A 24,520-nucleotide genomic window follows, 5' to 3' on the forward strand; every position below is an offset into this window, starting at 1 on the left:
GCTTCAGCGGCCGGTGAATTCGGGTGCGCGCTTCTCGGCGAAGGCGAGCATCGCTTCCTTGGCATCGTCGCTGCGCGCGAGCTGCATCGTCATCTCCTGCTCGTAGCGGTAGCCATCGCGCAGGCTGAGCTGCTCGATGGTATTCAGCGACTGCTTCGCGAGCTGCGTCGCAAGCGGGCTGTAGCCGGCGATCCGAACGGCCATCGCACGCGCCGTCGGGATCAGGTCTTCCGGCGGTACGCAGGCCTCGACGACACCGAGGCGATAGAGTTCCGCGCCATCCATCCGGTCGCCCGTGAGCATCATGCGGCGCACCCGCGAACGGCCAAAAAGCTGCATGGCGTGGCGGCACCCGCCCATCAGGCCGACCGTCACTTCCGGAAGGCCGATCACGGCCGATTCCGAGGCGATCAGCACATCGCAGGATGCGACGATGGCGAGTCCTGCCCCCAGGGCGGCGCCGTTGATGGCGCCGATCACAGGCTTGGTGCATTCGCGAACGGCATGGTAGCTCTCGCGGGCGCTGCGCTGGTTGCGCCGGCGCATCCCCTCGCCCCAGACCTTGCCGGCCCGCGCCTTGATGTCTACGCCTGCGCAGAAGGCACGCCCTTCGCCCGTGAGGATCACCACCCGCACATCGTCGCGGTCGGACAGGCAATCCATTGCATAGATCAGTTCTACTTGAGACAGGTCGTTCTGGGCGTTAACGGGCGGATTGGAGATCGTGACCGTCGCCACGAGCTCCGCGATTTCAACCCGGTGACGGGTGAGATTGAACAAATCCATCATGTCAGCTCCCGTGATCGTCATGTCTTGAGGCGGTGGGCGAAGAGAACATGGCGCGCAGGTCCACCTTACGGATCTTGCCGGCGGCATTCATCGGCATCGCGTCGACGATCTCGAGCCGCTCGGGGAATTTCTGCCTGGCAATTCCCGACGCCGTCAGATGCGCGGAGATGTCGGCAAGCGACAGCTTCGCCGCCGCTTCCAGCACGCATACGATCACCATCAACTCGCCCCGCTCGACGTCCGGCACGCCGATGACGGCGCACTGGCGAACCTGCGGGAGCTCGACGATGAGGTCCTCGACCTCCTTGGCGCTGATGTTTTCGCCCTTGCGGATGATGATGTCCTTCTTGCGCCCCACGACCGTGACGTAGTTCTCGGCATCGAGGTGGCCGAGATCGCCGGTTCGCAACCAGCCGTCGGCCGTGAAGGCGAAGCGGTCGAGACTGCTGTCGACATAGCCGAGAAACACCTCGTCGCCCCGGGTCTGAATCTCGCCGATCTCGCCGAGACCCAGAACCATGGTTTCGCCTTCGAGATCGACTATGCGGACCGTGTTTTGCGGATGAACCCTGCCGTCAGTCGTCGCCGCCTTTGTAGGGTCGTCATGCACCCCGCCAGAGATGGTCGGGTGCTCGCTGCAGCCATAGGTGCGCATCGCGCGGATGCCGCGCTGCTGGGCCTTTCGGATCAGCTGGGGAGGGACGTCCGCGCCGCCGCATCGGAAGATGCGCAGCGACCGGATGTTTTCAGCAAGCGCGGGATCTTCCAGCAATCCCTGCAGGAAAGGCGTCGCGCCGACAGTCCACACACATTGCTCGCGCGCAATGAGCGCGGCAGCCTCATGGATGTCCCATATGTCGAGGAGACACACCTTCGCCCCCAGCACCGGGCCGGCGACGCAGGCATAGGCAAAGCCGGTGATGTGCGTCAGCGGCGAGCCCATGAACAGAGTGTCGTCCGGACCGAGCTGCGTCGCGCGGATGACCGAGCGCGCCTCGCTGAGAAGCGTCGTCTGCGAATGGCGCACACCTTTCGGCTGGCCTTCGGTACCAGACGTGTAGAGGTAGAGCGCATCCGCGTCGGGATCGACATGCGCGCGCGCCGGCGCGCCCCCCTGTACGCGCAAGGCGCGGCCGCGCGAAAGCAGCGCATCGAAGCCGAGCGCCTCCGGGTGGCTGCCGCGACAGACGATCATTCTTGCGCCAGCCTCGTGCGCAAGTGGCGCCACCATGTCAGCAAAGGCAAAGCCGCGATAGGTTTCCGGCATGAACACGAAACGCGAGCGCGCATCCCTGAGGAGGAAGCCGACCTCCTTGCTGCGGTAGATCGTGATGATGGGATTGCAGATCGCGCCGAGACGAAGGGTCGCGAGCACGATGAGGACCGTTTCGGCCCAGTTCGGCATCTGATAGCTGATCGTGTGGCCCGGCCGCACGCCGAGCTCGGCCAGCCCGAGCGCGAGCGCGTCGGCGTCGGCGCACAATGTCTCGTAGCTCACCCGGCCGCCCGCATGGACGAGCGCAAAGCGCGACGGCGACGCCTTTCGGTGCGCGTCCAGATATCCCCACAGCGTTCGGAACTGCGGCATCACCGCAATATCCGGCACGCCGACCCGGTTGGGATCCCGGTCAATCATTGCGCAGCCTTCCCGCAATCTGGCGTTCGGACGACGCGCGCATCACCCGCGGCGGATTGAGCATCCCGCCATCGGCAAGAAGCACCTGACCGTTGAGATAGGAAGACGCGTCCTGCACGAGGAACAGCGCAATGGCGGCGATGTCCGACGTCCTGCCGGCACGCTGCAACGGGGTATTGAGCTCCACTTCACCCCATTGCTCGGCGGCGAAACGGGCGAGCATCCTGTCCGTGCGGACATAGCCCGGCGCGATGGCGTTGACGCGGACGCCACGGTGGCCGATCTCGGAGGCCGCGCCGCGCACGAAATGATGAAGCGCCGCCTTGGCCGCGCCATAGGCGATCTGGTTGGGCAGGCTGGCAAAACCGGCGGACGAGCCGATCAGCACCATCGCCCCGCCGCTGCCCCGCGCCATGCGGTCGGCCGCGACGCGCGTGACATGAATCGCCTGATAGAGGTTCAGCTCGAACGTCCGCTCGAGAAAAGAAGCGTCGATTTCGGAAAGCGGACGGCCCTCCGAAGCCCCGACAATGTCCACGACAGCATCCAGACCGCCAAGCTGCGAGACGATGGCATCGAAGACAGCCTCAACATCACCCTCCCGCCGCACATCGGCAGAAAAGGCGTGGCCGCCGACCTCGCCAGCCACTTTGGCAGCGACCCGCTCATCTAGATCGATGCAGGCCACGCGGGCACCGGCCTGCGCCAGAGCATTAGAGGTCTGACGCCCGATCCCGCGCCCCGCGCCGACCACCGCGACGATGCGGCCATCAAGGCGCTGCATGGCGCCATAGTCGGGCACAGTCTCATGGTCGAACTCCTCAGCCACGTACCCTCTCCTCCAAGACCGCCAATTCGTAGCACGCGATTACCTACCGATCAATCGGTAGGTCGAATAAACTGAGTTTTCAGATGAGACAGCCTTTGTATCGTCTTTTCAGGGGCTTGTTATATCGCGCTGTCCTGAACCGTGTTTCCTTTGTGCTTTGGGGCAAGCAGACGGTGCCGCATCGCGCACTGCGGTAACCGCGCTGTACTCGGGTTGTTTTTCAGGAAAATACGTGAGAAACAGAATAATGTTAGGTAATGCACACCGAGCGATTGCCACCTAACGATCGGCAGGCCGGGGAGGAAGCTGAATTGAACCAAGCCGAACCAGGCATGCCGGGGCCTGTCGCGACGTGGGAACCGACAGGTGGGTCGAGCGAGGGAAACCCTCGGGCGGCGGAAATCCTGCGGGAATCCGCCAAGCTGTTTGCCGCTAATGGCTATGATGGCACATCGGTGCAGGACATTGCTAGCGCCGTCGGGATCAAGAAAGCGTCGATCTACCATTTCTTTGCCGACAAGGCTGAGATTCACAGCACGATCGTCGTTGCATCGATCACGCGTCTGGCGGCGCTTGTCGAGGAAAAACAGCGCGGGCGTGCTACCGCGGCCGAGAAGGTCGATGCCTTCGCGCGCGCACATGCCCAGCATATAGCGGAGAGCGCGCCTTTCTACTTCACTGCGGCGCTCGGCTACGGGGAGATCAAGGATCCGGAGGCCAAGGCCAAGGTCCAGCGCATGCGCGACGGCTACGAGGAAACGTTGCGCGCCATCATTCGCGGGGGCATCGAGAGCGGCGAGTTCCGTGAACTGGACGTCAAGCTCGCGGCGCGTGCCATCATTTCTTGCCTGAACTGGATGGCGCGGTGGTGGCGCCCCAACGGGCCTGAGACAGCCGAGACGATCGCGTCCAATTATGTGGACCTGATCATTCGCGGCTTTCTGCCCCAGAAGGCCTGACTGCACTCCGCTGACGCGATCGCGCAACCTACCGATCGGGAGGCGTGCTCAACCGGCCTTCGCGAGCACGCCTCGCGCAATCTCCGCATGGAGCAACTCGGCCATCTTGCCATCGATGGAGATGACGCCCTTGCCGGCATTCGCCGGATCGTCGAAGGCAGCGACGATGGCACGCGCTTCTGCAATGGCTTGCGCAGAAGGGGAAAAGGCGGTGTTCGCGGGAGCAACCTGACTGGGGTGGATGAGAGTCTTGCCGTCGAAACCGGACAGGGCCGCTGCTTTGCATTCTGCGATAAATCCGGCTTCGTCCCGGAAATCGTTGTAGACGCCATCGAGCACATCCAGCCCGGCGGCACGTCCGTGGATCACGATCGTCGCCAGCCAGATCTCGATCGTCTTGCGCCCGGCCGGTAGCGGCACGCCGGTTTCCTTGGAGATGTCGTTGGTGCCGACCACGAGGCAATCGAGCCCGACATCGTCCCGCGCGCCGCATTCGACGATGTCGCGCAGGCGAACGATACCCGAGGGCGTCTCGATCATTGCCCACAGGCGCATGTCCCGACAGGCTTCCCCCAACGCGGCGCGCGCATCGAGCAGCATCGATTGGGTCTCGACCTTCGGGATCAACATCGCGTCAGGCCGGCACTCTGCGATCGCGGCAAGGTCGTCGCGGTCGATAGCGCCTGACGTCTGATTGATGCGAATGACTCTCTCCTGCCCCGGCGCCCGCGATGTATTGCGGAAATGCTCGACGAGATTTGCACGGGCCTGCGCCTTGGCTTCCGGCGCCACGGCGTCTTCCAGATCGAAGATGACGGCGTCACAATCGAGCAATGCAACCTTGCCCATCGCCTTGGTATTGGATGCGGGAACGTAGAGAACGGAGCGGCGGCGTGCTTGGCGTGGCATGATCGGGTCCCTGAAAGTGCGTCGCGACGGCTCAGTCGACGACGCGGTAGAGCGCGTTGGCGCCATCCGGCGAAATGTCGGCGACCACACCACGCCTGACGAGGTAGTTGACGTGCGCGAGCGTTTCGCCGAGCGCAAAGCCGATATTCTCGGGCCCCTCGACATGCGGAAACATCTCGCGCGTCAGGTCGACGCTGCTATGCGGCTCGTGCAGGAACTCCACCGTCGCATCGAGCCGCGAACGATGATGCGCACGCAGCTGTGCGATACGCTCGCGAATCCCGCGATATGGCATGCCGTGGGAGGGCAGCACCAGCGCGTCGTCGGGCACCGTATCGAAGCGGGCAAACGAACCGAGATAATCGCCAAGCGGATCGGCGCGCGGCACCATCTCGTAGACGGCAATCACCGGACTGATCTTCGGAAGGAGATGATCGCCGGCGATCAACACCTTCGATGATCGGTCGTAAAAGGACGCATGCTCGAATGCGTGGCCGCCGGTGACGATCACCTCCCAGGTGCGTCCGCCGAGGCTGATCTCGTCGCCGTGGCGGATCTCGCTGATCCAGCCCGGCAGCGGCGTCGACAGGTCGATGAAGCGCTTGCGGCTGTCCACCAGGCGATGCGCCGCCGCATCGTCGAAACCGTTGTGGACGAGGTAGGCATGATGGGCGGCGCTGGAACCGGGAATGTCATGGGTGTGGCTGATGCGCGCCCATACCCATTCGGCAAAGGTTCCGATGAAGTCGGCGTCGAAACGTTCCACCAGCATGCCGCACAGGCCGATGTGATCGACATGGCCATGGGTCGCCACGACGTTGACGATCCGGCAGCCGCGCATCGGGCCTGCCAGCAACTCCTCCCACGTGGCGAGTATCTCCGGCGTCGCACAGCCGGTGTCGATGACCGTCCAGCCGCCGGGCTCCTCGATAAGCCAGATATTGACGTGATTGAGCCGGAAGGGCAGCGGCAACCGAGCCCAAAAGATGCCCGGCGCCACCTCGCAGACGGAGGCCCTTTCGGGCGCTTCCGCCCAAGGATATTCGAGTTTCCCTGTCCTTGCCAGCATGATTGCCTCCCTGCAATCAGGATGTAAAACGCGGCATCAGGATCCAGTAATCCAGATCGAGAAGCACGCTGGATCCCCCGCCCGATTCCGGATCAGGGAAAGCGGCGCAAGGCTGATCCTTGGTCGCCACGGTTCTCAGGCGAATCGCCCCGATGTCAGTACGGCCTGCCAGCGGCTGGCTGTCCAGCACCTGCGACCAGCAATAGACCGTATCTCCGCCGGCAGCCGGGCTGACGTGCCGCCCGCCGTTGATCGCGGCCACGAAGCCGGCATTCGCCAGACCGTTGAAGGACAGCGAGCGCGCAAGCGACATGACATGGCCCCCATAGACGATGCGCCGGCCGAAACGGCTCGACCGCTGCAGGCGCTCGTCGAAATGACCCTTCGCGGTGTTCTGATAGAGCCGCGTTGCGATCTGATGCTCGGCTTCCTCGATCGTCATGCCATCGATATGATCGATCCGCTCTCCGGTCGCGTAATCGTCGAAACCGTGGGGACTGCCGGCAAGGGCGCGGTCGTAGGCGCTTAAGTCCAGCCCTTCAGGCACGGAGAGCTCGGCTGCCGGCACCGTTTCTGGCAAGGAAGGAACGACGGTTTCTGGCGTGGCGGTGGCGGTATTTCGCTTGGCGACCATCACCCAGCGGACATAGGTCAGAGCTTCCTGCCCGTGCTGGTTATAGCCGGTGGAGCGGACGTAGACGATGCCGGTCTTGCCGTTTGAATTCTCGCGCAGGCCGATCACCTTCGACCGGGCGGTAAAGCTGTCGCCCGGCCACGCCGGTCGCAGCATCCTGCAATCGGCATAGCCAAGATTGGCGACGGCATTCAGGGAGATGTCCGGCACCGTCTTGCCGAACACCACATGGAACAGCAGCAGCGAGTCGACCGGCGAGCGCGCAAGCCCGACGGATTGCGCGAAGGCATCGGACGACTGAACGGGGAAGCGCATGCCGTAGAGGGCGGAATAGAGCGCGACATCACCGGCCGTGATCGTGCGCGGAACCGCATGCACGACCTCCTGGCCGAGGCGGAAGTCTTCGAAGAAATTTCCGGAGCTCGATTTCGTCATGATGGCCGGACGTCCGCGGATGGCTGCATTCCGAACAACTCGGCCTGATCGATGACGCGCTGGACAAGACGCACGGTGGCGACATCCACCATCTGCCCGTCCACCTGTATCGCACCAAGCCCCTGGGCCTGCGCCTCGCGATAGGCGGCAACAGCCTTGTAAGCCTTGTCGATCTCCTCCTGCGCGGGACTGAACACGGCCTGCGCGATTTCAACCTGGCTCGGATGGATTGCCCATTTTCCGACGGCACCGAGCTGCTTCGCGCGCACGCATTCCGTGCGGAACCAGTCGCCGTCCCTGAAATTGACAAATGGCCCGTCAACGGCGTCCAGCCCGTAGGTGCGCGCGGCGACGATCATCTTGTAGCGGGCATAATGCCAGATATCCCCAGGATACCCGCTGTCTGCCGAAATAGCGCGCGGATCCATGCCCTGGGACGCGGAATAGTCGCCCATACCGAAGATGAGCGCTTCCAGACGCGGCGATGCGCCTGCGATCTCCTCGACCCGCATGATCGCCTCGGCTTCCTCGATGAGGACCTCTATACCGATCCTGCGGCCAAGCTGAAGCTTGGTTTCGATCTGCGTGAGCAGCCGGTCGACAAAGCGGACGTCGCAGGCGCTGCGTACCTTGGGCACCAAAATGGTGTCGAGATTGGCGCCCGCGCCCTCGACCACTGTGATGATGTCCTCATAGGCATAGTGCGTATCGAGGTCGTTGATGCGGACACACCGGACCGAACGGCCGAAATCCAGCGTGTTGAGCGCGTGCACGATGCGCGCGCGCGCCGGAACCTTCGCGCCTGGCGCGACCGCGTCCTCCAGGTCGAGGAACACGTGGTCGACATCCATCGCCGCGGCCTTTGCCAACATCTTGTCACTCGAGCCGGGAACGGCAAGCTGGCACCGTCGCGGCCGTTTCATCCTTTCAACCATGTTTCCTCCTGCAGTTTGCGGTGTAAAATGATGCTGATAAACAGCCGGGCTTCATCCGGATGCCGTTCACCTTTGACAGGATGCCGCGCTCGTTATATTCTAACTATCGTTAGATTTTGGCTGCGTAAAGCGCGAAAGTGCACGCGGGCCTGTCGCGGGGAGGAGAAAATGACGAACGTGCTGCTCGAACAGCCGGCGACAGGCGTATACCTGCTGCGCCTGAACCGACCCGAAGCGCGCAATGCGCTTTCGCCCGAATTGCGCGCGGAACTGCGCGAACATTTCCTTTCCTTGTCCGCCAACGCAGCGTGTCACGCAATCGTGATGACGGGCGACCTCAAGGCTTTTGCCGCCGGCGCGGACATCCGCTCCATGGTCCACGCCAGTCCTGCCGACATGATGGCGCGCGGCGACGAGGCGAACTGGGCGGCGATCCGCGCTTGCCCCAAGCCGCTCATAGCAGCGGTCAACGGCTATGCGCTGGGTGGCGGATGTGAACTTGCGATGCATGCCGACATCATCATTGCCGGCGTCGGCACCCGGTTCGGCCAGCCGGAAGTCAAGCTGGGCATCATGCCTGGAGCCGGCGGAATACAACGCCTTATGCGCGCCATCGGCAAGCATCGCGCGATGTTGGTCCTGCTGACAGGCGCCTTCATAAGCGCCGAGGAGGCGCTCGCCGCAGGGCTCGTCAGCAAGGTCGTGAGCGACGAGGAGGTCGTCGATCATGCTGTGGACATTGCGACTCAGATCGCCGCCATGCCGCCGCTGGCCGTGTCGGAAATCAAACGCACGGCGCTGGCGGGCATGGACGCGCCGCTGGATACTGCGCTGATGCTCGAGCGACGCGCTGCCTATCTCCTGTTCGGAACCCGCGACAAGGAGGAGGCGATGCAGGCCTTTCTCGACAAGCGGAACCCGCGCTTTTCAGGTGCGTGACGCTAACGCACGGAAAATCGCAACTGACTGGTGACAAACTTTCGAACACTTGTTAGACATTTTTGAAAATGTGCCAATGTCGACTGTTCAGACAAATGGGCGCGGGAGGAAAAATGAACAAAAGTGGTTTTGTGCGCGACTGTCGTACGCAATCCGTAATGGAGCGTCGCTGATGCTTCGGGTGGAGAACGTACAACTTTCGTTCGGCGGCGTGCACGCGCTGTCCGGCATCAGTGTTCATGCAGAGGCCGGCAAGATCACCTCTGTCATCGGCCCGAACGGCGCCGGCAAAACAAGCCTCTTCAACGTCATCTCCGGCTTCTACAAGCCGCAGTCTGGCACGGTGGTGCTCGACGGTGAGGACATTTCCAACCTGAAGCCGCACGCACGCGCCTATCGCGGCATGTCGCGCACCTTTCAGAACATCGCCCTGTTCCATGGCATGACGGTTCTGGACAACGTCAAGCTTGGCGCCCATACGAACCTGAAGAGTGGCGTACTGGCTGCCGGCTTGCGGCTTCCGGTAACCCGGCGTGAGGAAAGCAATCTGGACCTCTACATCCAGCGCGACATCATCTCCGTGCTCGAACTCGACCGTGTCCGCAATCATTACGTCGAGGATCTTGCTTATGGGCTTCAGAAGCGCATCGAGTTGGCGCGCGCGTTGGTAATGCGCCCGAAGATACTGCTCCTCGACGAGCCTGTGGCCGGCATGAACCGCGAGGAAAAGCGCGAGATGAGCCGCCTCGTCCTCAACGTGAACAAGAACTTCAACACCACGGTGCTGCTGATCGAGCACGACATGAGCATGGTGATGAGCATCTCGGACCACGTGTCGGTCATCTCGTTCGGCAGACCGATCGCTTCGGGCACTCCGCACGCGGTCCGCGCCAATCCCGAAGTGATCAAGGCATATCTGGGCGGCGCCGACGAGTCCGCGCAAAACGCGGCCTGAGGAGATTTCCGTGAGCCCTTTCCAGCTTTTCGTTGAATACTCGATCGTCGGCATAGCGGCGGGCGGCGTCTATGCGCTGATCGCGCTCGGCATCATCGTCATCTTCAAATCGTCGCACACCTTCAACTTCGCCATGGGCGAGATGATGATGCTGTCGGCCTATTTCTTCTACGCCGCCAGCGTGACATTCACCTTCGGGCCGGCGATCGGTCTGATCATAGCGCTCGCCGGTTCCATCCTCGTCGCTCTGTTGATCGAGCGTGTCGCCATCCGCCCGATGCTCGGGCGCCCGTTCATCGCCGTGGTGATGGTCACGTTCGGCGTCGGTTCGATCATCCGCGGTATCGTCGGCATGATCTGGGGACCCAACGAGATGCAGGTGCCCGCGATACTGGCGCGAACGCCGGTGATGCTGGGCGACATCTTCGTCCCGGGACGCACGGCGCGCGCCTTTGCCATCTCGGTGACGATCGTCGTCGCCCTGATCCTCTACCTGCGCTACTCCCGCGCCGGCGTCGCGCTGCGGGCTGCCGCCGCCAATGCCATCACCGCATACTCAATGGGCATCGACGTGCGACGTGTCATCGCCTTCAGCTGGGCGATCGCCGCGATCACCGGCTGCATCAGCGGGGTGCTGATGGCGAACGTGAACACGCTGACCCCGCACCTTGGTCTGGTCGCGCTGAACGTCCTGGCCGTCGTCATCCTGGGCGGCATGGCTTCGATCGGCGGCGTGCTCGTGGCAGGCTTCATCATCGGCTGGCTCGAAGCCATCACCGGCCTGTTCCTGCCAACCGAGTTCCGCGAGATCACTCCTTACATCCTGACGCTGTTCGTATTGCTGCTCCGCCCGAACGGCCTGTTCGGAACGAAGATCGTGGAGAGGATCTGACATGGCTGCCATAGAAACTTCCCCGGCTTCCGAGAAGCGTGGCATCGACGTGGCACAGAAACTCTGGTTCGGCCTGCTTATCATCGGCCTGCTGTTCCTGCCTGCGGTCGCACCGGGATACTGGATCTATTTCGCGGGGCTTTTTGGCATCAACATCGTTGCCACGCACGGCCTCAACATCATGATGGGCTATACCGGCCTGCTATCGCTCGGCCATGCCGCCTTCGTCGGCGTCGGCGCCTATACGGTGGCGATCCTGCAGACGCGCTACGGCATGCCTTTCTGGGTGACTATCCCATCCGCAGGCATCATCGCGGCGGTCATCGGCGTTGCGTTCGGACTCCCCTCGCTGCGCATCCGCGGCCTCTATCTCGTTATCGCGACCCTGGCCGCGCAGTTCATCCTGCATTTCGTGTTCGTGCACTGGCAGTCGGTCACCAATGGCGATGTGGGCCTGCCTGTCGCGCCTGCCACGGTGTTCGGTTACGCGCTCAACGACGAGATTCGCATCTACTATCTGATCCTCGCCGTCGTGGTCCTTTCAACGATATTCGCGCGCAACGTCATCAAGTCGCGTGTCGGACGCGCCTTCATCGCCATCCGGGAACGCGATCTGACGGCGCAGGTTCTGGGCGTGGAAATCGTGCGCTACAAGTTCGTGGCGTTCGCGCTTGGCTCCATGTATGCCGGCGTCGCAGGCGCCCTGCTCGCCTACTTCAACCGTTACGTTAACCCTGAGCAGTTTGGCCTTCTCCTGTCCGTGTTCTTCCTATCGGCCGTGATCGTCGGCGGCATGGGATCGATCCTCGGCGCAATCCTCGGTGCGGCCTTCATGACGCTGTTTCCGGAGCTGCTGCGTGAAGGGTCGCTGCTGATCGGCGGCAGCTTGGGCTTAGACCTCGCAACGATCCTGACTCCTCTGCGCGAAACGATATTCGGTCTTCTGATGGTCGGCTTCCTGCTTCTGGAGCCACGCGGACTGGCAGAGCTCTGGAAAAGGGCAGGGCACAAATTCGCACGCAAAAAGGCGTGTCGATAACCAGGTCGGTCTCCGGCGGGAATTCGGCCGCGATCATGCATAGCATCAAATGGGAGGAAAATATGTTTAGCAGACGCAAGTTTCTGAAGGTTGCCGGCGCTACTGCGAGCGTGGCTGCAATCAACAGCTTCAACATAATCAAGGCGCAGGCCAACGACGACCTGAACTGGTCGATCCACTGCGACCTGACCGGCCCGGCCGCAGAAGGCGGCAAGTTCCAGGGCGATGGCTTCGTCGAATATGCGAAGTGGATCAACGACCAGGGAGGCATCCGCGGCCGCAAGATCAATCTGTCGGTGGAGGACACGACGTTCAAGGTCGACGTCGCGGTCGCCAACCTAAAGAAGGCCATGGCCGCCGGTCGCGTGGACTACATGTTCGGCGAGTCCACCGGCATGATCCAGGCGATCTCGCCGGAGAACAACTCGACGCACAAGATCTTCATGACGTCGGGCTCTTTCGCTTCCGAGCTCGCCGACGAGAAGAACTTCCCCTACCACTTCGTGCCGGGCGCCACCTATGGCGCGCAGCTTCGCATGCTGGTCGACTACATTAAGGAATCGGTCGGATCCGAGCCTGCAAAGCTGGTGATCATCCATTCGTCGACGGGCATGGGCCGCGACGGCATCGAGGACGCGGTCGCCCACGCCAAGCAACTCGGCATCGACGTAGCGCTGGTCCAGCAGACCAAGTTCGTCGAGACCGACGTGTCGGCCTTCGCCCTCGCCGTACGCCAGGCACAGCCGACGCACGTCATCCACCACGGCTATTCCTTCGCCGTGTGGCCGGAAATCGTGCGTCTCGTGCGCGACTACGGCATGGATGACGTGGTCTTCCTCGGCACCATCTGGCAGAGCGAGCGCGAAAAGGTCGTCGCCATGCCCGAGGTTGCCGACGGTCTGATCGGCGTCAAGGTGTGGAACGATGACACGAACAAGCCCGCCGGTCCGACGATGGAAACCATCGGCAACATCCTACGCGCCAAGGATCCGAACTGGAACGGTTATGTCCGTCTCGGCTTCCTCGATGCGTGGATCAGCGGCATGATGGCAACGCGCGCCTTCGAGATCGTCATCGACGCCGGCGAGGAGATCAACGGCGACAACCTCGCCAACGCCATGCGCTCGGTAAAGGCCTGGGACACGGGCGGCCTTATTGACGTTCCCGTATCGATCGTCGACCAGCAGATCGGTCTTGGTCGGATCATCCGCTTCAAGGCGAACGAATGGGATATGGAGGAACTGACCGACTGGAGGCGGGTGTAATCGATGGCGGCCGAACTCGAGATCAACGGGCTGGAAGTCGTCTACCAGGGCGTCATCCATGCACTTTCCGACCTCAACCTCCGGGTTCCGGAGGGTGCGGTGGTGGCCTTGCTCGGCGCGAACGGCGCCGGCAAGTCCACGACGTTGAAGGCAATCTCCAATTTCCTTCCCCTTGAGAATGGCCGCGTGACGCGCGGATCGATCACGATCGGCGGAAAGGACATGCTGAAGCTCGCGCCGCACGAAATCGTGCGGTGCGGCATCTTCCATGTCCGGGAAGGTCGTCACGTCTTCTCTGACATGACAGTCGAGGAAAACCTCATTGCCGCCACTTTTGCGCAGCGCAAAAGCCGCTCGCGCCAGGAAGCGTTCGACGAGGTGTATTCGTATTTCCCGATCTTGTCGAAACGACGCGACCAGCAGGCCGGTTTTCTTTCCGGCGGTGAACAGCAGATGCTCGCCATCGGCCGCGCCCTTGTCGCGGACCCGGAAATGATCCTGCTGGACGAGCCGTCGCTCGGCCTCGCGCCGCTGATCGTTAAGGAAATCTTCGAGATCATCGCGCGGATCAACCGGGAAAAGCGCGTCTCGATCCTTGTGGTCGAGCAGAACGCGATGATCGCGCTCGAATACGCCTCCTACGGCTATGTCATCGAAAACGGCACGACCGTTCTCGAAGGCACGACGGAGCAGCTCAGCGCCAACCAGGACATCCAGAAGTTCTATCTCGGTGTCGAAGCGGCCTGAACCCGCACAACTGGCCTCCCTAGCGAAAAGGGGCGGTGCCATGCACCGCCCCTTCCCTTTTGAACAGAGTGCGGGCCCTCAATAGATCGAGATGCCCATCGACCGGCCGCCGTCGAGCGTCAGGATCTGACCCGTCACATTGCGGGTGCGACGATCGGCGAAGAAGCAGATGCCGTTCGCGATGTCCTCTGGCTGGCCGAGTTCCTTCGTCGGCTGCTTGGCGATCAGCTCTTCCTGCCTTTGGGACGCCAGCGAGCGGAACATGTCCGTCTCGATCAGGCCGGGCGCTATGGCATTGACGAAGATGCCGCGCGGCGCGAGATCGATCGCCATCGAGCGCGTGAGGCCGACGGTGCCGGCCTTGGAGGTAATGTACGGTGCGTGCGCATAGCCTGCGAGATAGGCGCGCGAGGCCACATTGATGATGCGTGCGCCGCGCTTCATCACCTTTGCAGCCTCCTGCGCCATCACGAACGTACCGACCACATTGACGTCGTACATCTTGCGGAAGTCGTCTTCGGTGATCTGGTCGAACTTGCCGTCCCAGAAGACCGCGGCATTGTTAACGAGCACGTCGAGACGCGGCAGTGAACCGATGAGGCGCGATGCGGCCTCCCTGTCGGTGATCGACAGGATGTGATCTTCGACACTGGCTCCGGCGGCCTTGAGCTCTGCCGCGTTCTGCGCCAACGGGTCGGGCTTCACATCAACCATGACGACGTGGAAGCCATCCTCCACGAGCCGTCGGACGGTCGCAAGACCGATACCGCGCCCCGCGCCGGTAACGAGCGCCACTTCCTTTTCCGCGTCCATTTCAAACTCCTCAAGCTGCATCGACAGGCAGGACGAAGGTTTCGGTCAGACCGCCATCGACCACCAGCACGTGGCCGTTCACATAGCTGGCAGCCTTTGACGCCAGAAACGCGACCGCACCACCGGCTTCCTCTGGGTCACCCCAACGGCCGAGCGGGATCCGGCTGGACACGCCGTTCTCGTAGCCCGGTCGAGCAAGGATGCTCGTATTGATCTCAGTCAGGAAATAGCCCGGCGCCATCATGTTGACGGTGACGCCCTTAGGGCCAAGCTCTGCGGCCATGGCACGCGTCATCCCGGCCAAGCCGTGTTTGCTCGCCACATAGGCGGTGACGTTCTCGCGGCCAACGACCGCGAGCGCCGACCCGATATTGACGATCCGGCCATATCCCCTTGCCGCCATATGGCGCGCCGCTTCCCGGCAGAGCAGGTAGGGTGCATGGACATTCGTGCCCATCACGCGGTCCCAAGTCGCGGTCGTCGCCTGTGCAAGCGGTTCCCAGGCATTGATGCCGGCATTGTTGACGAGAATGTCGAGACGGCCTTCGGCGGCGGCGATGTCGTTGATGGTAGAAACGCTTCCCTCCCGGTCCGCGAGATCGAACGCCTTGATGGCGACGTCGTGGCCTTCCACCCTGAGCTTCTGTGCGGCTTCCTCGAGTTGGTCCTTTCCTCGGGCCGTGATCCAGACCTTGGCGCCGCTTTCGGCAATGGCGCGCGCCATTTCATAGCCCAGCCCCCGAGACGCGCCGGTAACGATTGCAACCTGCCCTTCGAGCGAAAAACGCTTGGTCATGTTCTTCCTTTCTCAGACTGCAAGCTGAAACTTGAACGACGACGAAACGCCGCCATCGACATGCAGCACCTGACCGGTGACGAAACTCGACGCATCGGAGGCGAGAAAGATCATGCCGCCGACGATTTCCTTCGGGTCACCCCAGCGCTCCATCGGCGTCACGCCGTTGATGGCTTCCATGTAGCCCGGCCGAGACTGTAGCGTGGCGTTGATCTCGGTCAGGAAATAGCCCGGCGCGACGCAGTTGACGGTGATGTTTTCGCGACCCAGTTCCGCGGCCAGGGAGCGTGTCAGCCCGATGATGCCCGACTTGGACGCACAGTACGCATGAAGCTTGGCGCGGCCGAGCGGCCCCAGCACGGACGCCGTCGTGATGATACGTCCTCCACGCCCGCCAGCGCGCATGGCAGCCGCGCATTCCTGGGCCATGACGAATGTGCCGCGCAGGTTGGTCGCCAATATGCGGTCGAAATCCTCGATGTCGCTGTCGAGCAACGGCTGCCAGTTGATGATGCCGGCAATGTTCGCGCAGATGTCGACCCTTCCGCGCTCGCCGGCAATGCGCTGCACACCCGAACGCACGGCATCTTCGTCAGCAAGGTCGAGCGCGAGGACGGTCGCCTCGCCAGCGGCCTGAACGATCTCGTCGCGTACGGCTTCCAGCCTAGCGGCATCCCGCGCAACGAGAACCACATGCGCGCCGGCTGCAGCCATGCCGAGAGCGACGGGCTTTCCCAGCCCCCGCGAAGCGCCGGTGACGATCGCGACCTTGCCCTTGAGCGAAAACAACTCGAGCATCCTTACCTCCAATCACTTCTGCTTCTGGCCGTAGAGCGAGCGCAGGCGCACCTTGTCGATCTTGCCGCTCGGCAGCTTCACGATCTCTTCCACGAAAACCACGTCTCGCGGCTTCTTATAGCTGGCGATTCTGGTGCGGCAGTGCTCAATCAACGCCTCGGCCGAAACCGCTTCGCCAGGCCGTGGCACGACCACCGCCATCACCGCCTCACCCCATTTTTCATCCGGCACGCCGATCACGGCGACTTCCGACACGGCGTCGTGCGAGACAACGGCCTCTTCGACCTCGCGCGAGTAGATGTTCTCGCCGCCGGAGATGATCATGTCCTTCTTGCGGTCTGCGAGGTATAGGAAGCCCTCGTGATCGAGGCGGCCCATGTCGCCGGTATGCACCCAGTCGTCGCGCAACGTGTCGATGGTCGCCGCCGTGTTGTTCCAGTAGCCCTTCATGACACCGGGACTGGTCAGCAGGATTTCGCCGACTTCGCCGACCGGCAGGTCCTCGCCATGGTCATCGACGACGCGAACGCCGACGCGCGGCGAGGCCTGGCCCACCGAGGTCAGGATTTCGAGATCGCGTTCGTCGCCGTCGGGTCGGTGCTGATGGGCCAGCAGCGTGGTGCCGATGCCCTCGGTCTGGCCGAACTGCTGCTGGAAGACGGGACCGAGCAATGCCAGTCCCTTCTTCAGCACGGGGATCGGCATCGGCGCGGCGGCATAGACGATCATCCGCAAGCTGGAGAGGTTCGCCCCCTCGATGGCCGGCGACTCCAGAAGCGTCTGGATCATCGTCGGCGCCATGTGCGTGACGGTGATCTTCTCGCGCTCGATGCACGCGACGATCTCCTTCGGATCGAACCCTTTCTGGACGACGACGGTGCCGGCGCGCCAGTGCTGGGCGAGTTGGATGACCTTGGCGCCGATGTGAAACAGCGGCATCATAATGAGCAGCCGGTCGGACGGGGAATTCCGCTGGTCCGACCCGAGGATTTCCGCCGCAGCCACCTGCCCGCCCTGTCCAAGCATGACGCCCTTGGGGCGACCCGTGGTGCCGGAGGTGTAGATAAGGAACGCGACGTCGTCAGGCTTCGGCCGGAACGGCACGCCGACCTCATCGCCCGAAGCGACCAGCTCATCGTAATCGAGCGCGAAGTCGAGGCCGGGCACGCCGGCGCCGCCGATGCACACATAATGCTCTACCGACTTCAACTGGTCGCGCATCGCCAGAACCGTCTCGGCATAGGCCGCCTCGAAGACCAAGACGCGCGGCGCACCATCATTGATGATGTAAACCATCTCGGGAATGGCGAGACGCCAGTTGACCGTGGCGCAGATGTAACCCGACAGCTCGCAGGCGCTGTAGACCTCCTGGAAGGCGAGGCTGTTCTGGCTAAGGATGCCGACACGATCCTGGCGGCGCATTCCCAGACCCTTGAGGGCATGGGCAAGCCTGGACGCGCGGACGTGATGCTGCGCATGCGTGACCCGCGTTCCTTCCCATACGAAAGCCGTCTGATCTGGATACCTCCACGCGTTGTTGTCGAGCATGTCGGCGAGCGTCTGCGACACTGCCCTGACGCCGCCCCTTGCGGCCCCACCAGTTGCGATCATTGTACGTTCCCGTCGAATTCAGGCTTGCGCTTTTCTCGAAATGCCGCGACTCCTTCGCGGAAATCGTCGCTGGCGAAGCAAAGCGGCTGCGCCATCACCTCGAATTCCAGCACCGATTGCGGGCTGCCGGCCTGCTCCATCATGCGCTTGGTCAGCGCCAGGGCGTGAGATGGCAGCACCGCCAGTTCCATCGCCCTTTCCATGGCCTTCCCGGCGATCCGGTCGTCGGCCACCACATCGTCGGCAAGTCCGATCGCCAGTGCGTCGGCGCCCCTGTAGGTCCGCGCATAGAGGAGCGCCTGACGCGCGCGCGCCACCCCGATCCGACGCGACAGCGTGTAGGCGATGGCGAAATCGGGGGCGAGGCCCACCTTCGGAAACGGAAAACCGAGGGCGGCGCTCTCGCCCATTACCACCGTATCGCACATCAGTGCGAGCCCCGCGCCGGCACCCATGGCATAGCCTCCGACTTCGGCGATCATCGGCTTGTCGGACGCGAGCAGGAGACGGGCGAGCCGGTGCGCGGAATGCATGCGCTCGCGCCCCGCCTTTGGATCGGAAAGCGTATCCATCCGGGAGAGGTCGCCCCCGACCGAAAAATCCTTCAGACCCGATGCAATGATGAGGACACGAGAGGAGGCGTCGTGCATAAGGGCCGAAAGCACCTCGAGCAGGGCGCCGCGCAAGGCTTCGCCCATCGCGTTGCGCGCATCCTCATGCACCATGACGAGGCGCACGACGCCCCGAGCATGGCGCTCGACATTAACCAGACTCACCAGCTCCTCCTAGCCTGCTTTTCAGTATTAACAGACGCTACACCAATCAGAAACCTAACACTAGTTAGAAAGTGCGGAATTGCCGCGGATGTGTTAGAAACCGTTCCCTTGAGCGCATTCGCAGCCTAAAATGACATGATGTTTCAGGAAGGAAATCGCCCCTATGGCCAAGAAGCTCGCGAAGTCTTCAATATCCCAGAAAAGGGTTCTCGACGCAGCGGCGAAGATATTTCGTGATTTCGGCTACGCCGGCACGACGATGCGTGCAATCGCCGACGAAGCCGACCTCAAGGCAGGAAGCATCTACTATTACTACAAGTCAAAGGACGACCTGATTACTGCGGTGCTGGATCTCGGCATTCACAGCGTGTCCGACAGTGTTGTTTCGGCACTCGACGCATTGCCGGAAACTGCGACAGGTCGCGAGCGCATAGAAGCCGCCATCCGCGCTCACCTTTCTGCGATCATCCAGAACGGCGACTATACACTCGCGACGCGACGCGTTTTCGGGCAGGTTCCTGAAGCCATCCGCACTAAAAACACCCGCCTGCGCGATTCCTATGCCGGCATCTGGCAGAAAATCCTTTCGGAAGCCCAGGAACGGGGTGAATTCCGCACATCGGTGAGCCTGACGCTGGTGCGACTGTTCATTCTGGGCGCCCTCAACTGGACGATCGAGTGGTATAAGCCAAGCGGGCGGCCGATCGATGAGGTCGCCCGCGAATTCACGTCTTTCGTTCTGGACGGATTGAGCGGACAAGGCATTGCGGTAGGCGCCGCGGCAGATATGGGTGCCAGTGGCGAGAAGCCGAAGCTGCGAGCGCGAGCTCGCTCGCGCGTCGTCTAGCTTTCAGGCTGCATATGCGTCAGCCGCGCCCGAGAATGTGGTCGGAAATGATGCGCATCTGGATTTCCGACGTTCCCTCGAAGATCTTCGTCAGACGCGCATCGCGCCAGTGGCGTTCAACCTGGTTGAGCGTGGTGTAGCCGCCGCCGCCAAGGATCTGCAGGGCTTCGCTCGTAACGCGTTCCGACATCTCGGACGCGAAGAGCTTCACCATCGACGCCTCCTTGTCGCAACGCTCGCCCTTGTCGATCTTCTCACACACGGAATACATCAGCGCGCGTGCAGCTTCAATCTCGGTGGCCATATTCGCGATCTTGAACCGAATCGCCTGAAACGACGAAATCGCGTTGCCGAACTGGCGGCGCTGCTGCGAGTGGGCGACCGCATCGTCCAGGCCCGCCTGCGCGAGCCCGATGGAGCGGGCGGCGGTATGCGCGCGCGCCGTTTCCAGCCCGGCCGTCGCCAGATAGAAGCCCCTGCCCTCTTCGCCGACGAGGTTGGCTGCTGGAACGCGACACTTGTCGAAGGCGAGCTCCCACGTCGTCCAGCCGAAATAGCCGATCTTCGGAATGGGGCTGCCCGAAACGCCGGCCGGCAATTCGCCGCGCGGCTTTTCGACCATGAAGGCGGAGATGCCACGATGGCGCGCCTTCGGATCGACCGTCGGATCCGTCCGGGCAAACACCATGATAAAATCGGCGCCATCGGCGAAGGTGCACCAGTACTTGTTACCGGTGATCTCCCACTCGTCGCCGACACGCTTCGCACGGCAGGAGATGTTGGCGACATCCGAACCGGCATCCGGCTCGGACAGCGAGAACGCGCCGAGGAATTCGCCGCGCACCATGCGCGGCAGGTAGACCTGCTTCTGTTCCGGCGTCATCGCCTTCAGCGATCCGATCAAGGCATTGCCGCGCGCGATCAACGACGCGACACTCATCCATCCGCGCGCCAGTTCTTCGGCGACGAGACAATACTCGAACGCGCCGAGGCCGAGGCCGCCATATTCCTCAGGGATGAGAATGCCGAAATAGCCGAGTTCGGCCATCTGCTCGATCAAATCGCGCGGGATCTCGCCCTTGACCGGGTCGAGGCGATCCGCGAGCGGCCTGACGACATTCTTGGTGAACTCGCGCGCCGACTCCTGAATCAGGCGGCGCTCTTCGGTGAACTCAGACATAGGGGGACTCCTCTTGAGGGAGTTGGCCCTGACCCAGTGAACGACCTCCGTCCACGATCAGAACCTGTCCCGTGATGTAGCGATTTTCCGGTGCAGCCAGGAACGACACGGCACGGGCAATGTCTTCGGGCTCGCCGATCCTGCCGAGGAGCTGGAACGACAGCATGCGCGCCTGCTGCTCCTCATTCATGTAATGAAGCATGTCCGTGTTGACGACGCCCGGCGCAACCGCGTTCACCCGGATGTCGCGCGGCGACAGGTCGATGGCCATGGCTCGCGTCAGCCCGACCACGGCCGTCTTCGACGCAGCATAGTGCGCCATCTGCGGTGCGCCGGCGAAGGAACGCGAGGCGATGTTGACGACGCGGCCGCCATTGCGCATGCGGCGAACGCCTTCCTGCGCGACGAGGAACGTACCGACCGTGTTGATGTCGAACGTCTCGCGGAAATGCTCTTCCGTCAGTTCCTCGAACGGATAGGTCGCCGTGATGGCGGCATTGTTGACGATGACGTCGAGCGGCGCATGGCGCTCCATCAGCGCCGCGATCGCCTGCCGGTCGCGAATGTCGCACAATGCGGCCGCCACATCGCGCCCTTGCGCGCGCAATGCCGCAGCCGTGTCCTCGACCTCTGGCAGCCGGTCGATCGCGACGACGCGATAGCCCTCCGACGCAAGCTGCTCGACGATGCCCTTGCCGATGCCGCGTGCCGCACCCGTGACGACAGCCGTGCCTTTTCCGCCGCTCATCTCGAACCTCCTGCCAGGCGAGTGATTTCGCTAACCGTTGACGTGCCGCCGAAGCCTGTGAGGGCCTCGCGCAGGACACGCGTTCTCTCGCCCAGGATTGGGGTGACCAGCGCATCGAACTTGCGTTCGAGCTTCTGCCCCTGGCGCTGAAGATCGGTGTCCGGCTGCCCCGCATCGTGAACCGCGTCGAAGCTCGACCCGCCCGCCACGGCGATGGCGACTTCCGCCTTGGCTTCGGGGAATTGGTCGACGAATTCGATGGTGGCAAGGTCGCGCAGCCGCACCAGCTCCGGATCGCGTGTGAGCTCGTCGGTGTACGTTTCGATCCCCGACGTATCGCGACCGGCCAACGCCATTGCCACAGTCAGGCGCAACGAAAACTTCGCCTCGAGCCCGGTGGAGGGTGCGGCGATGTTGCAGACCCTGTCAGCAACGGGCGGCACACGGATCGAAATGGACTCTATGGCATTAGACGCCGCGCCGCTTTTGCCGCGCAGCGCCTTTCCGGCCTCTATCGCGCCATGCGTGAGGTAGCAGGCCGCGTGATACTTGAAGAGATTGGCCGCGATATGCAAGTCGAGCGGGGCTTCCTGCATGGCGGCCTGCGGATTGTAATCCGCGCTCTGCGTCGCCGCCAGTCCCTGCGCGCATTCCAGCGCGTCTGGCCGGCTGGTGAAGCCCTTCGCGGCAAGACGCGCGGCGATCAGGCCGTTCCGCGCGGCCATGCCTGCATGCAGCGGCTTGCACATCGTGCCGAACATCGCCTTGAGGCCGGAAGCCTTCGTGGCAGCGATGCCGTAGGCCATGGCCGTCGTCTCCGCGTCCAGCCCCAGAAGCCGCGTACAAGCGGCCGCCGCGCCGACGCTTCCGACGGTCGACGTGCAGTGGAAGCCGTGGTTGTAATGTCCGGGGCTCATGAGGGCGCCTGTGCGGCAAACAACCTCGTAGCCGGCAACGAATGCCGTCAGTACGTCATCCTGCGTCGCGCCCGTCTCTTCGGCCAGAGCCAGCAGGCCCGGAAGCAACGCGACGGTCGGATGGCCGAGAATCGCCATGTTGACGTCGTCGAAATCGAGTGCGTGGGATGCGGTGCCGTTGATCAGGGCGGCATTGAGCATCGAGGTCTTGTGCCCAATTCCGACAAGCGAGGCGACAGGAGCCGCGCCGTCCTCAAGAAGCTCTTCAGCCAGGATGCGGACGGCAGGTTCAGCGGCCCCCGCTATCGTCACCGCGAACCAGTCGAGAATGCACTGGCGGGCGATCGTCGTTGCCGCAGGCGGGAGGTCCTCGAACCGTATCGCCGACGCTCTCTCGGCAAGCCAGCGCGTTACCGCCGGATGTTCCACAGCGGCGCTCACGGCTTTCCCTTCACGTCGGCAGTGCCATGGGACTGGCGAAGCGCGACCTTGTTGATCTTGCCGCTCGGCAGCCGCGGAAGTTCGCTGACGAAAAGAACAGATTTCGGCTTTTTGTAGCTGGCGATCTGCGTCCGGCAGTGGTCGATGAGTTCGATTTCAGTGGCCGACTGGCCGCTTTCGAGGACGACGATGGCGCGAACCGCCTCGCCCCAGTAGTCGTCCTTCACGCCGATCACAGCCACGTCAGACACCGCGGGGTGCGATGCGACTGCCTCTTCGACCTCGCGCGAATAGATGTTCTCGCCGCCGGACACGATCATGTCCTTCTTGCGATCAACGAGATAGACGAAGCCTTGTTCGTCGACATAGCCGAGATCGCCGGTGTGATACCAGCCGTCCTTGAGAGCCGAGAGCGTGGCGGCGGAGTTGTTCCAGTATCCCGCCATGTGGGTTTCGGTGCGGGTCAGGATTTCGCCCGGCTCGCCGACGGGCAGTACCTGTCCGTCCTCGTCGACGATCTTGAGGTCGACGTTGGGGGCGGCCTGGCCGATTGAACCGAGGCGCTTCAACTCTTCCGGCGTCCCGTCGGGCTTGTGCTGACGCTTGTGCAGCGTCGTGCCGCCGCCCTCGGTCATTCCATAGAGCTGCAGGAACACCGGCCCGAGCAGCTTCAGGCCGCGCTTAAGCACCGGCACCGGCATCGGCGCGGCCGAGTAGCAAACAGTATGCAGCGAGGAGAGGTCCATGTCCTCTATGCCGGGCTGCTCCAGAACAGCCTGAACCATCGTCGGCGCCATGTGGGTCACCGTCACCCGTTCCTGCACGATCGCGTCGAGGATTCTTACCGGATCGAAGACGCGATGGAAAACGACGCTGCCGCCACGCATGTGCACCGCCATCTGCAGGAAGCGCGCGCCGACGTGAAAGATCGGCATCATCAGTTGCAGCTTGTCCGAAACGATCAGGCCCAGTTCGGTCGCCATCAGGATGCCCATCGCGATTTCAGAACGGTGCTTGCGCATCGCTCCCTTTGGGCGCCCCGTTGTCCCGGACGTGTAGATCAGGTGCATGATGTCGTCCGGCGTTGGACGCGAAGGTGCGCCCGCCGGGTCACCTTGGTCGCGAAAAGCGTAATAGTCTTCCGCCCATTCCGGCACGACGCCGCCGAAGCACAGGAATAATTCGACAAAGCCGAGACGGTCGCGGATTTTCGCGACGGTTTCGGCATATTGCGCTTCAAAGATCAGAACGCGCGGTGTGGAATCACTTAAAATCCACTCGATCTCAGGCGCAGCAAGCCGCCAATTCACCGTTGCCGCAATGAAACCGGAGAGTTCGCAAGCCGAATAGCACTCCATGAACTCCAGCGTGTTCTGCGCCAGGATGGAGACGCGGTCCTGCTTCCGGATACCGCGTGCCCACAGCGCAGAGGCCAACCGGTTACCGCGCTCGAACTGCTGTGCGAACGTAACCCTCTCGCCCTCGTACAGATACGCGGTCTCGTCCGGAAACTTGTGCGCATTGTTGCGCAGGTAATCACCAAGCGTCTCGATCATCTGTA

24 protein-coding genes are annotated in these 24,520 nt (G+C 62.7%); 8 read left to right on the forward strand and 16 right to left on the reverse strand.

Annotated elements, in window-relative coordinates; all coding sequences use genetic code 11:
- Positions 1-3: 3 nt before the first annotated feature.
- The 3 genes from AC3A4H_RS14280 to AC3A4H_RS14290 are packed head-to-tail and all read right to left on the reverse strand — an operon-like array spanning position 4 to position 3,227.
- Entirely contained in the window at positions 4-789 is a 786-nt protein-coding gene (locus tag AC3A4H_RS14280) for an enoyl-CoA hydratase/isomerase family protein (RefSeq protein WP_487767259.1), read from the reverse strand.
- 1 nt (position 790) lies between these two features.
- Positions 791-2,425 (reverse strand): AMP-binding protein, encoded by a 1,635-nt coding sequence (locus AC3A4H_RS14285; protein WP_487767260.1) that lies wholly within the window; start codon positions 2,423-2,425, stop codon positions 791-793.
- A complete protein-coding gene (locus AC3A4H_RS14290) occupies positions 2,418-3,227 on the reverse strand; it encodes an SDR family NAD(P)-dependent oxidoreductase (RefSeq protein WP_487767261.1) in 810 nt (269 codons plus the stop codon). Before AC3A4H_RS14290 ends, AC3A4H_RS14285 begins: the two co-directional genes overlap by 8 nt.
- Positions 3,228-3,511: 284 nt before the next feature.
- Here AC3A4H_RS14290 and AC3A4H_RS14295 point away from each other — a divergent pair, with 284 nt between their 5' ends.
- A complete protein-coding gene (locus AC3A4H_RS14295; RefSeq protein WP_487767262.1) occupies positions 3,512-4,213 on the forward strand; it encodes a TetR/AcrR family transcriptional regulator in 702 nt (233 codons plus the stop codon).
- 48 nt (positions 4,214-4,261) lie between these two features.
- Here AC3A4H_RS14295 and AC3A4H_RS14300 read toward each other — a convergent pair whose 3' ends face one another.
- Genes AC3A4H_RS14300 through AC3A4H_RS14315 form a run of 4 tightly spaced genes read right to left on the reverse strand, consistent with a single transcriptional unit; the run spans position 4,262 to position 8,195 of the window.
- The gene (locus AC3A4H_RS14300) at positions 4,262-5,122 is read right to left on the reverse strand and encodes an HpcH/HpaI aldolase/citrate lyase family protein (RefSeq protein WP_487767318.1); all 861 of its coding nucleotides are present in this window, start codon (positions 5,120-5,122) and stop codon (positions 4,262-4,264) included.
- Positions 5,123-5,153: 31 nt separating this feature from the next.
- Positions 5,154-6,191, reverse strand: a complete 1,038-nt coding sequence (locus AC3A4H_RS14305) for an MBL fold metallo-hydrolase (protein WP_487767263.1) — start codon at positions 6,189-6,191, stop codon at positions 5,154-5,156.
- A gap of 16 nt (positions 6,192-6,207) precedes the next feature.
- The gene (locus tag AC3A4H_RS14310) at positions 6,208-7,260 is read right to left on the reverse strand and encodes a MaoC family dehydratase (protein ID WP_487767264.1); all 1,053 of its coding nucleotides are present in this window, start codon (positions 7,258-7,260) and stop codon (positions 6,208-6,210) included.
- Complete coding sequence (locus tag AC3A4H_RS14315) at positions 7,257-8,195, reverse strand: HpcH/HpaI aldolase/citrate lyase family protein (RefSeq protein ID WP_487767265.1); 939 nt, start codon at positions 8,193-8,195, stop codon at positions 7,257-7,259. Before AC3A4H_RS14315 ends, AC3A4H_RS14310 begins: the two co-directional genes overlap by 4 nt.
- Positions 8,196-8,363: 168 nt before the next feature.
- Here AC3A4H_RS14315 and AC3A4H_RS14320 point away from each other — a divergent pair, with 168 nt between their 5' ends.
- The 6 genes from AC3A4H_RS14320 (at position 8,364) to AC3A4H_RS14345 (ending at position 14,032) form a co-directional block, all read left to right on the forward strand.
- Entirely contained in the window at positions 8,364-9,134 is a 771-nt protein-coding gene (locus AC3A4H_RS14320; RefSeq protein WP_487767266.1) for an enoyl-CoA hydratase-related protein, read from the forward strand.
- Positions 9,135-9,306: 172 nt separating this feature from the next.
- Positions 9,307-10,089 (forward strand): ABC transporter ATP-binding protein, encoded by a 783-nt coding sequence (locus AC3A4H_RS14325; RefSeq protein WP_487767267.1) that lies wholly within the window; start codon positions 9,307-9,309, stop codon positions 10,087-10,089.
- 10 nt (positions 10,090-10,099) lie between these two features.
- The gene (locus tag AC3A4H_RS14330) at positions 10,100-10,981 is read left to right on the forward strand and encodes a branched-chain amino acid ABC transporter permease (RefSeq protein ID WP_487767268.1); all 882 of its coding nucleotides are present in this window, start codon (positions 10,100-10,102) and stop codon (positions 10,979-10,981) included.
- A 1-nt stretch (position 10,982) separates the two neighbouring features.
- On the forward strand, positions 10,983-12,020 hold the full coding sequence (locus AC3A4H_RS14335) for a branched-chain amino acid ABC transporter permease (protein WP_487767269.1): 1,038 nt from the start codon (positions 10,983-10,985) through the stop codon (positions 12,018-12,020).
- Positions 12,021-12,082: 62 nt separating this feature from the next.
- On the forward strand, positions 12,083-13,285 hold the full coding sequence (locus tag AC3A4H_RS14340; RefSeq protein ID WP_487767270.1) for an ABC transporter substrate-binding protein: 1,203 nt from the start codon (positions 12,083-12,085) through the stop codon (positions 13,283-13,285).
- A 3-nt stretch (positions 13,286-13,288) separates the two neighbouring features.
- Entirely contained in the window at positions 13,289-14,032 is a 744-nt protein-coding gene (locus AC3A4H_RS14345; protein ID WP_487767271.1) for an ABC transporter ATP-binding protein, read from the forward strand.
- 78 nt (positions 14,033-14,110) lie between these two features.
- On the opposite strand, the gene AC3A4H_RS14350 is transcribed toward AC3A4H_RS14345, so the two are convergent.
- From AC3A4H_RS14350 to AC3A4H_RS14370, 5 genes are read right to left on the reverse strand one after another with little or no spacing between them, the layout of a single operon-like run.
- Positions 14,111-14,845, reverse strand: a complete 735-nt coding sequence (locus tag AC3A4H_RS14350) for an SDR family NAD(P)-dependent oxidoreductase (RefSeq protein WP_487767272.1) — start codon at positions 14,843-14,845, stop codon at positions 14,111-14,113.
- Positions 14,846-14,855: 10 nt separating this feature from the next.
- Positions 14,856-15,641, reverse strand: a complete 786-nt coding sequence (locus AC3A4H_RS14355; RefSeq protein ID WP_487767273.1) for an SDR family NAD(P)-dependent oxidoreductase — start codon at positions 15,639-15,641, stop codon at positions 14,856-14,858.
- Positions 15,642-15,653: 12 nt separating this feature from the next.
- Positions 15,654-16,439 (reverse strand): SDR family NAD(P)-dependent oxidoreductase, encoded by a 786-nt coding sequence (locus AC3A4H_RS14360; protein WP_487767274.1) that lies wholly within the window; start codon positions 16,437-16,439, stop codon positions 15,654-15,656.
- Between the two features lie 12 nt (positions 16,440-16,451).
- Complete coding sequence (locus AC3A4H_RS14365) at positions 16,452-18,050, reverse strand: class I adenylate-forming enzyme family protein (protein ID WP_487767275.1); 1,599 nt, start codon at positions 18,048-18,050, stop codon at positions 16,452-16,454.
- Positions 18,047-18,826 (reverse strand): enoyl-CoA hydratase/isomerase family protein, encoded by a 780-nt coding sequence (locus AC3A4H_RS14370; protein WP_487767276.1) that lies wholly within the window; start codon positions 18,824-18,826, stop codon positions 18,047-18,049. The genes AC3A4H_RS14365 and AC3A4H_RS14370 overlap by 4 nt, the downstream gene beginning before the upstream one ends.
- Before the next feature lie 163 nt (positions 18,827-18,989).
- Between AC3A4H_RS14370 and AC3A4H_RS14375 the strand changes: the two genes are divergently transcribed.
- Positions 18,990-19,673 (forward strand): TetR/AcrR family transcriptional regulator, encoded by a 684-nt coding sequence (locus AC3A4H_RS14375; RefSeq protein WP_487767277.1) that lies wholly within the window; start codon positions 18,990-18,992, stop codon positions 19,671-19,673.
- 19 nt (positions 19,674-19,692) lie between these two features.
- On the opposite strand, the gene AC3A4H_RS14380 is transcribed toward AC3A4H_RS14375, so the two are convergent.
- Genes AC3A4H_RS14380 through AC3A4H_RS14395 form a run of 4 tightly spaced genes read right to left on the reverse strand, consistent with a single transcriptional unit; the run spans position 19,693 to position 24,515 of the window.
- Positions 19,693-20,853, reverse strand: coding sequence for an acyl-CoA dehydrogenase family protein (locus AC3A4H_RS14380; RefSeq protein ID WP_487767278.1), 1,161 nt, complete (start codon positions 20,851-20,853; stop codon positions 19,693-19,695).
- Complete coding sequence (locus AC3A4H_RS14385; protein ID WP_487767279.1) at positions 20,846-21,601, reverse strand: SDR family NAD(P)-dependent oxidoreductase; 756 nt, start codon at positions 21,599-21,601, stop codon at positions 20,846-20,848. Before AC3A4H_RS14385 ends, AC3A4H_RS14380 begins: the two co-directional genes overlap by 8 nt.
- Positions 21,598-22,959, reverse strand: coding sequence for an MmgE/PrpD family protein (locus AC3A4H_RS14390; protein ID WP_487767280.1), 1,362 nt, complete (start codon positions 22,957-22,959; stop codon positions 21,598-21,600). The genes AC3A4H_RS14385 and AC3A4H_RS14390 overlap by 4 nt, the downstream gene beginning before the upstream one ends.
- Entirely contained in the window at positions 22,956-24,515 is a 1,560-nt protein-coding gene (locus AC3A4H_RS14395; RefSeq protein WP_487767281.1) for a long-chain-fatty-acid--CoA ligase, read from the reverse strand. Before AC3A4H_RS14395 ends, AC3A4H_RS14390 begins: the two co-directional genes overlap by 4 nt.
- Positions 24,516-24,520 lie beyond the last annotated feature (5 nt).

Source organism: Pseudaminobacter sp. Soil_N_29 (assembly GCF_057656055.1).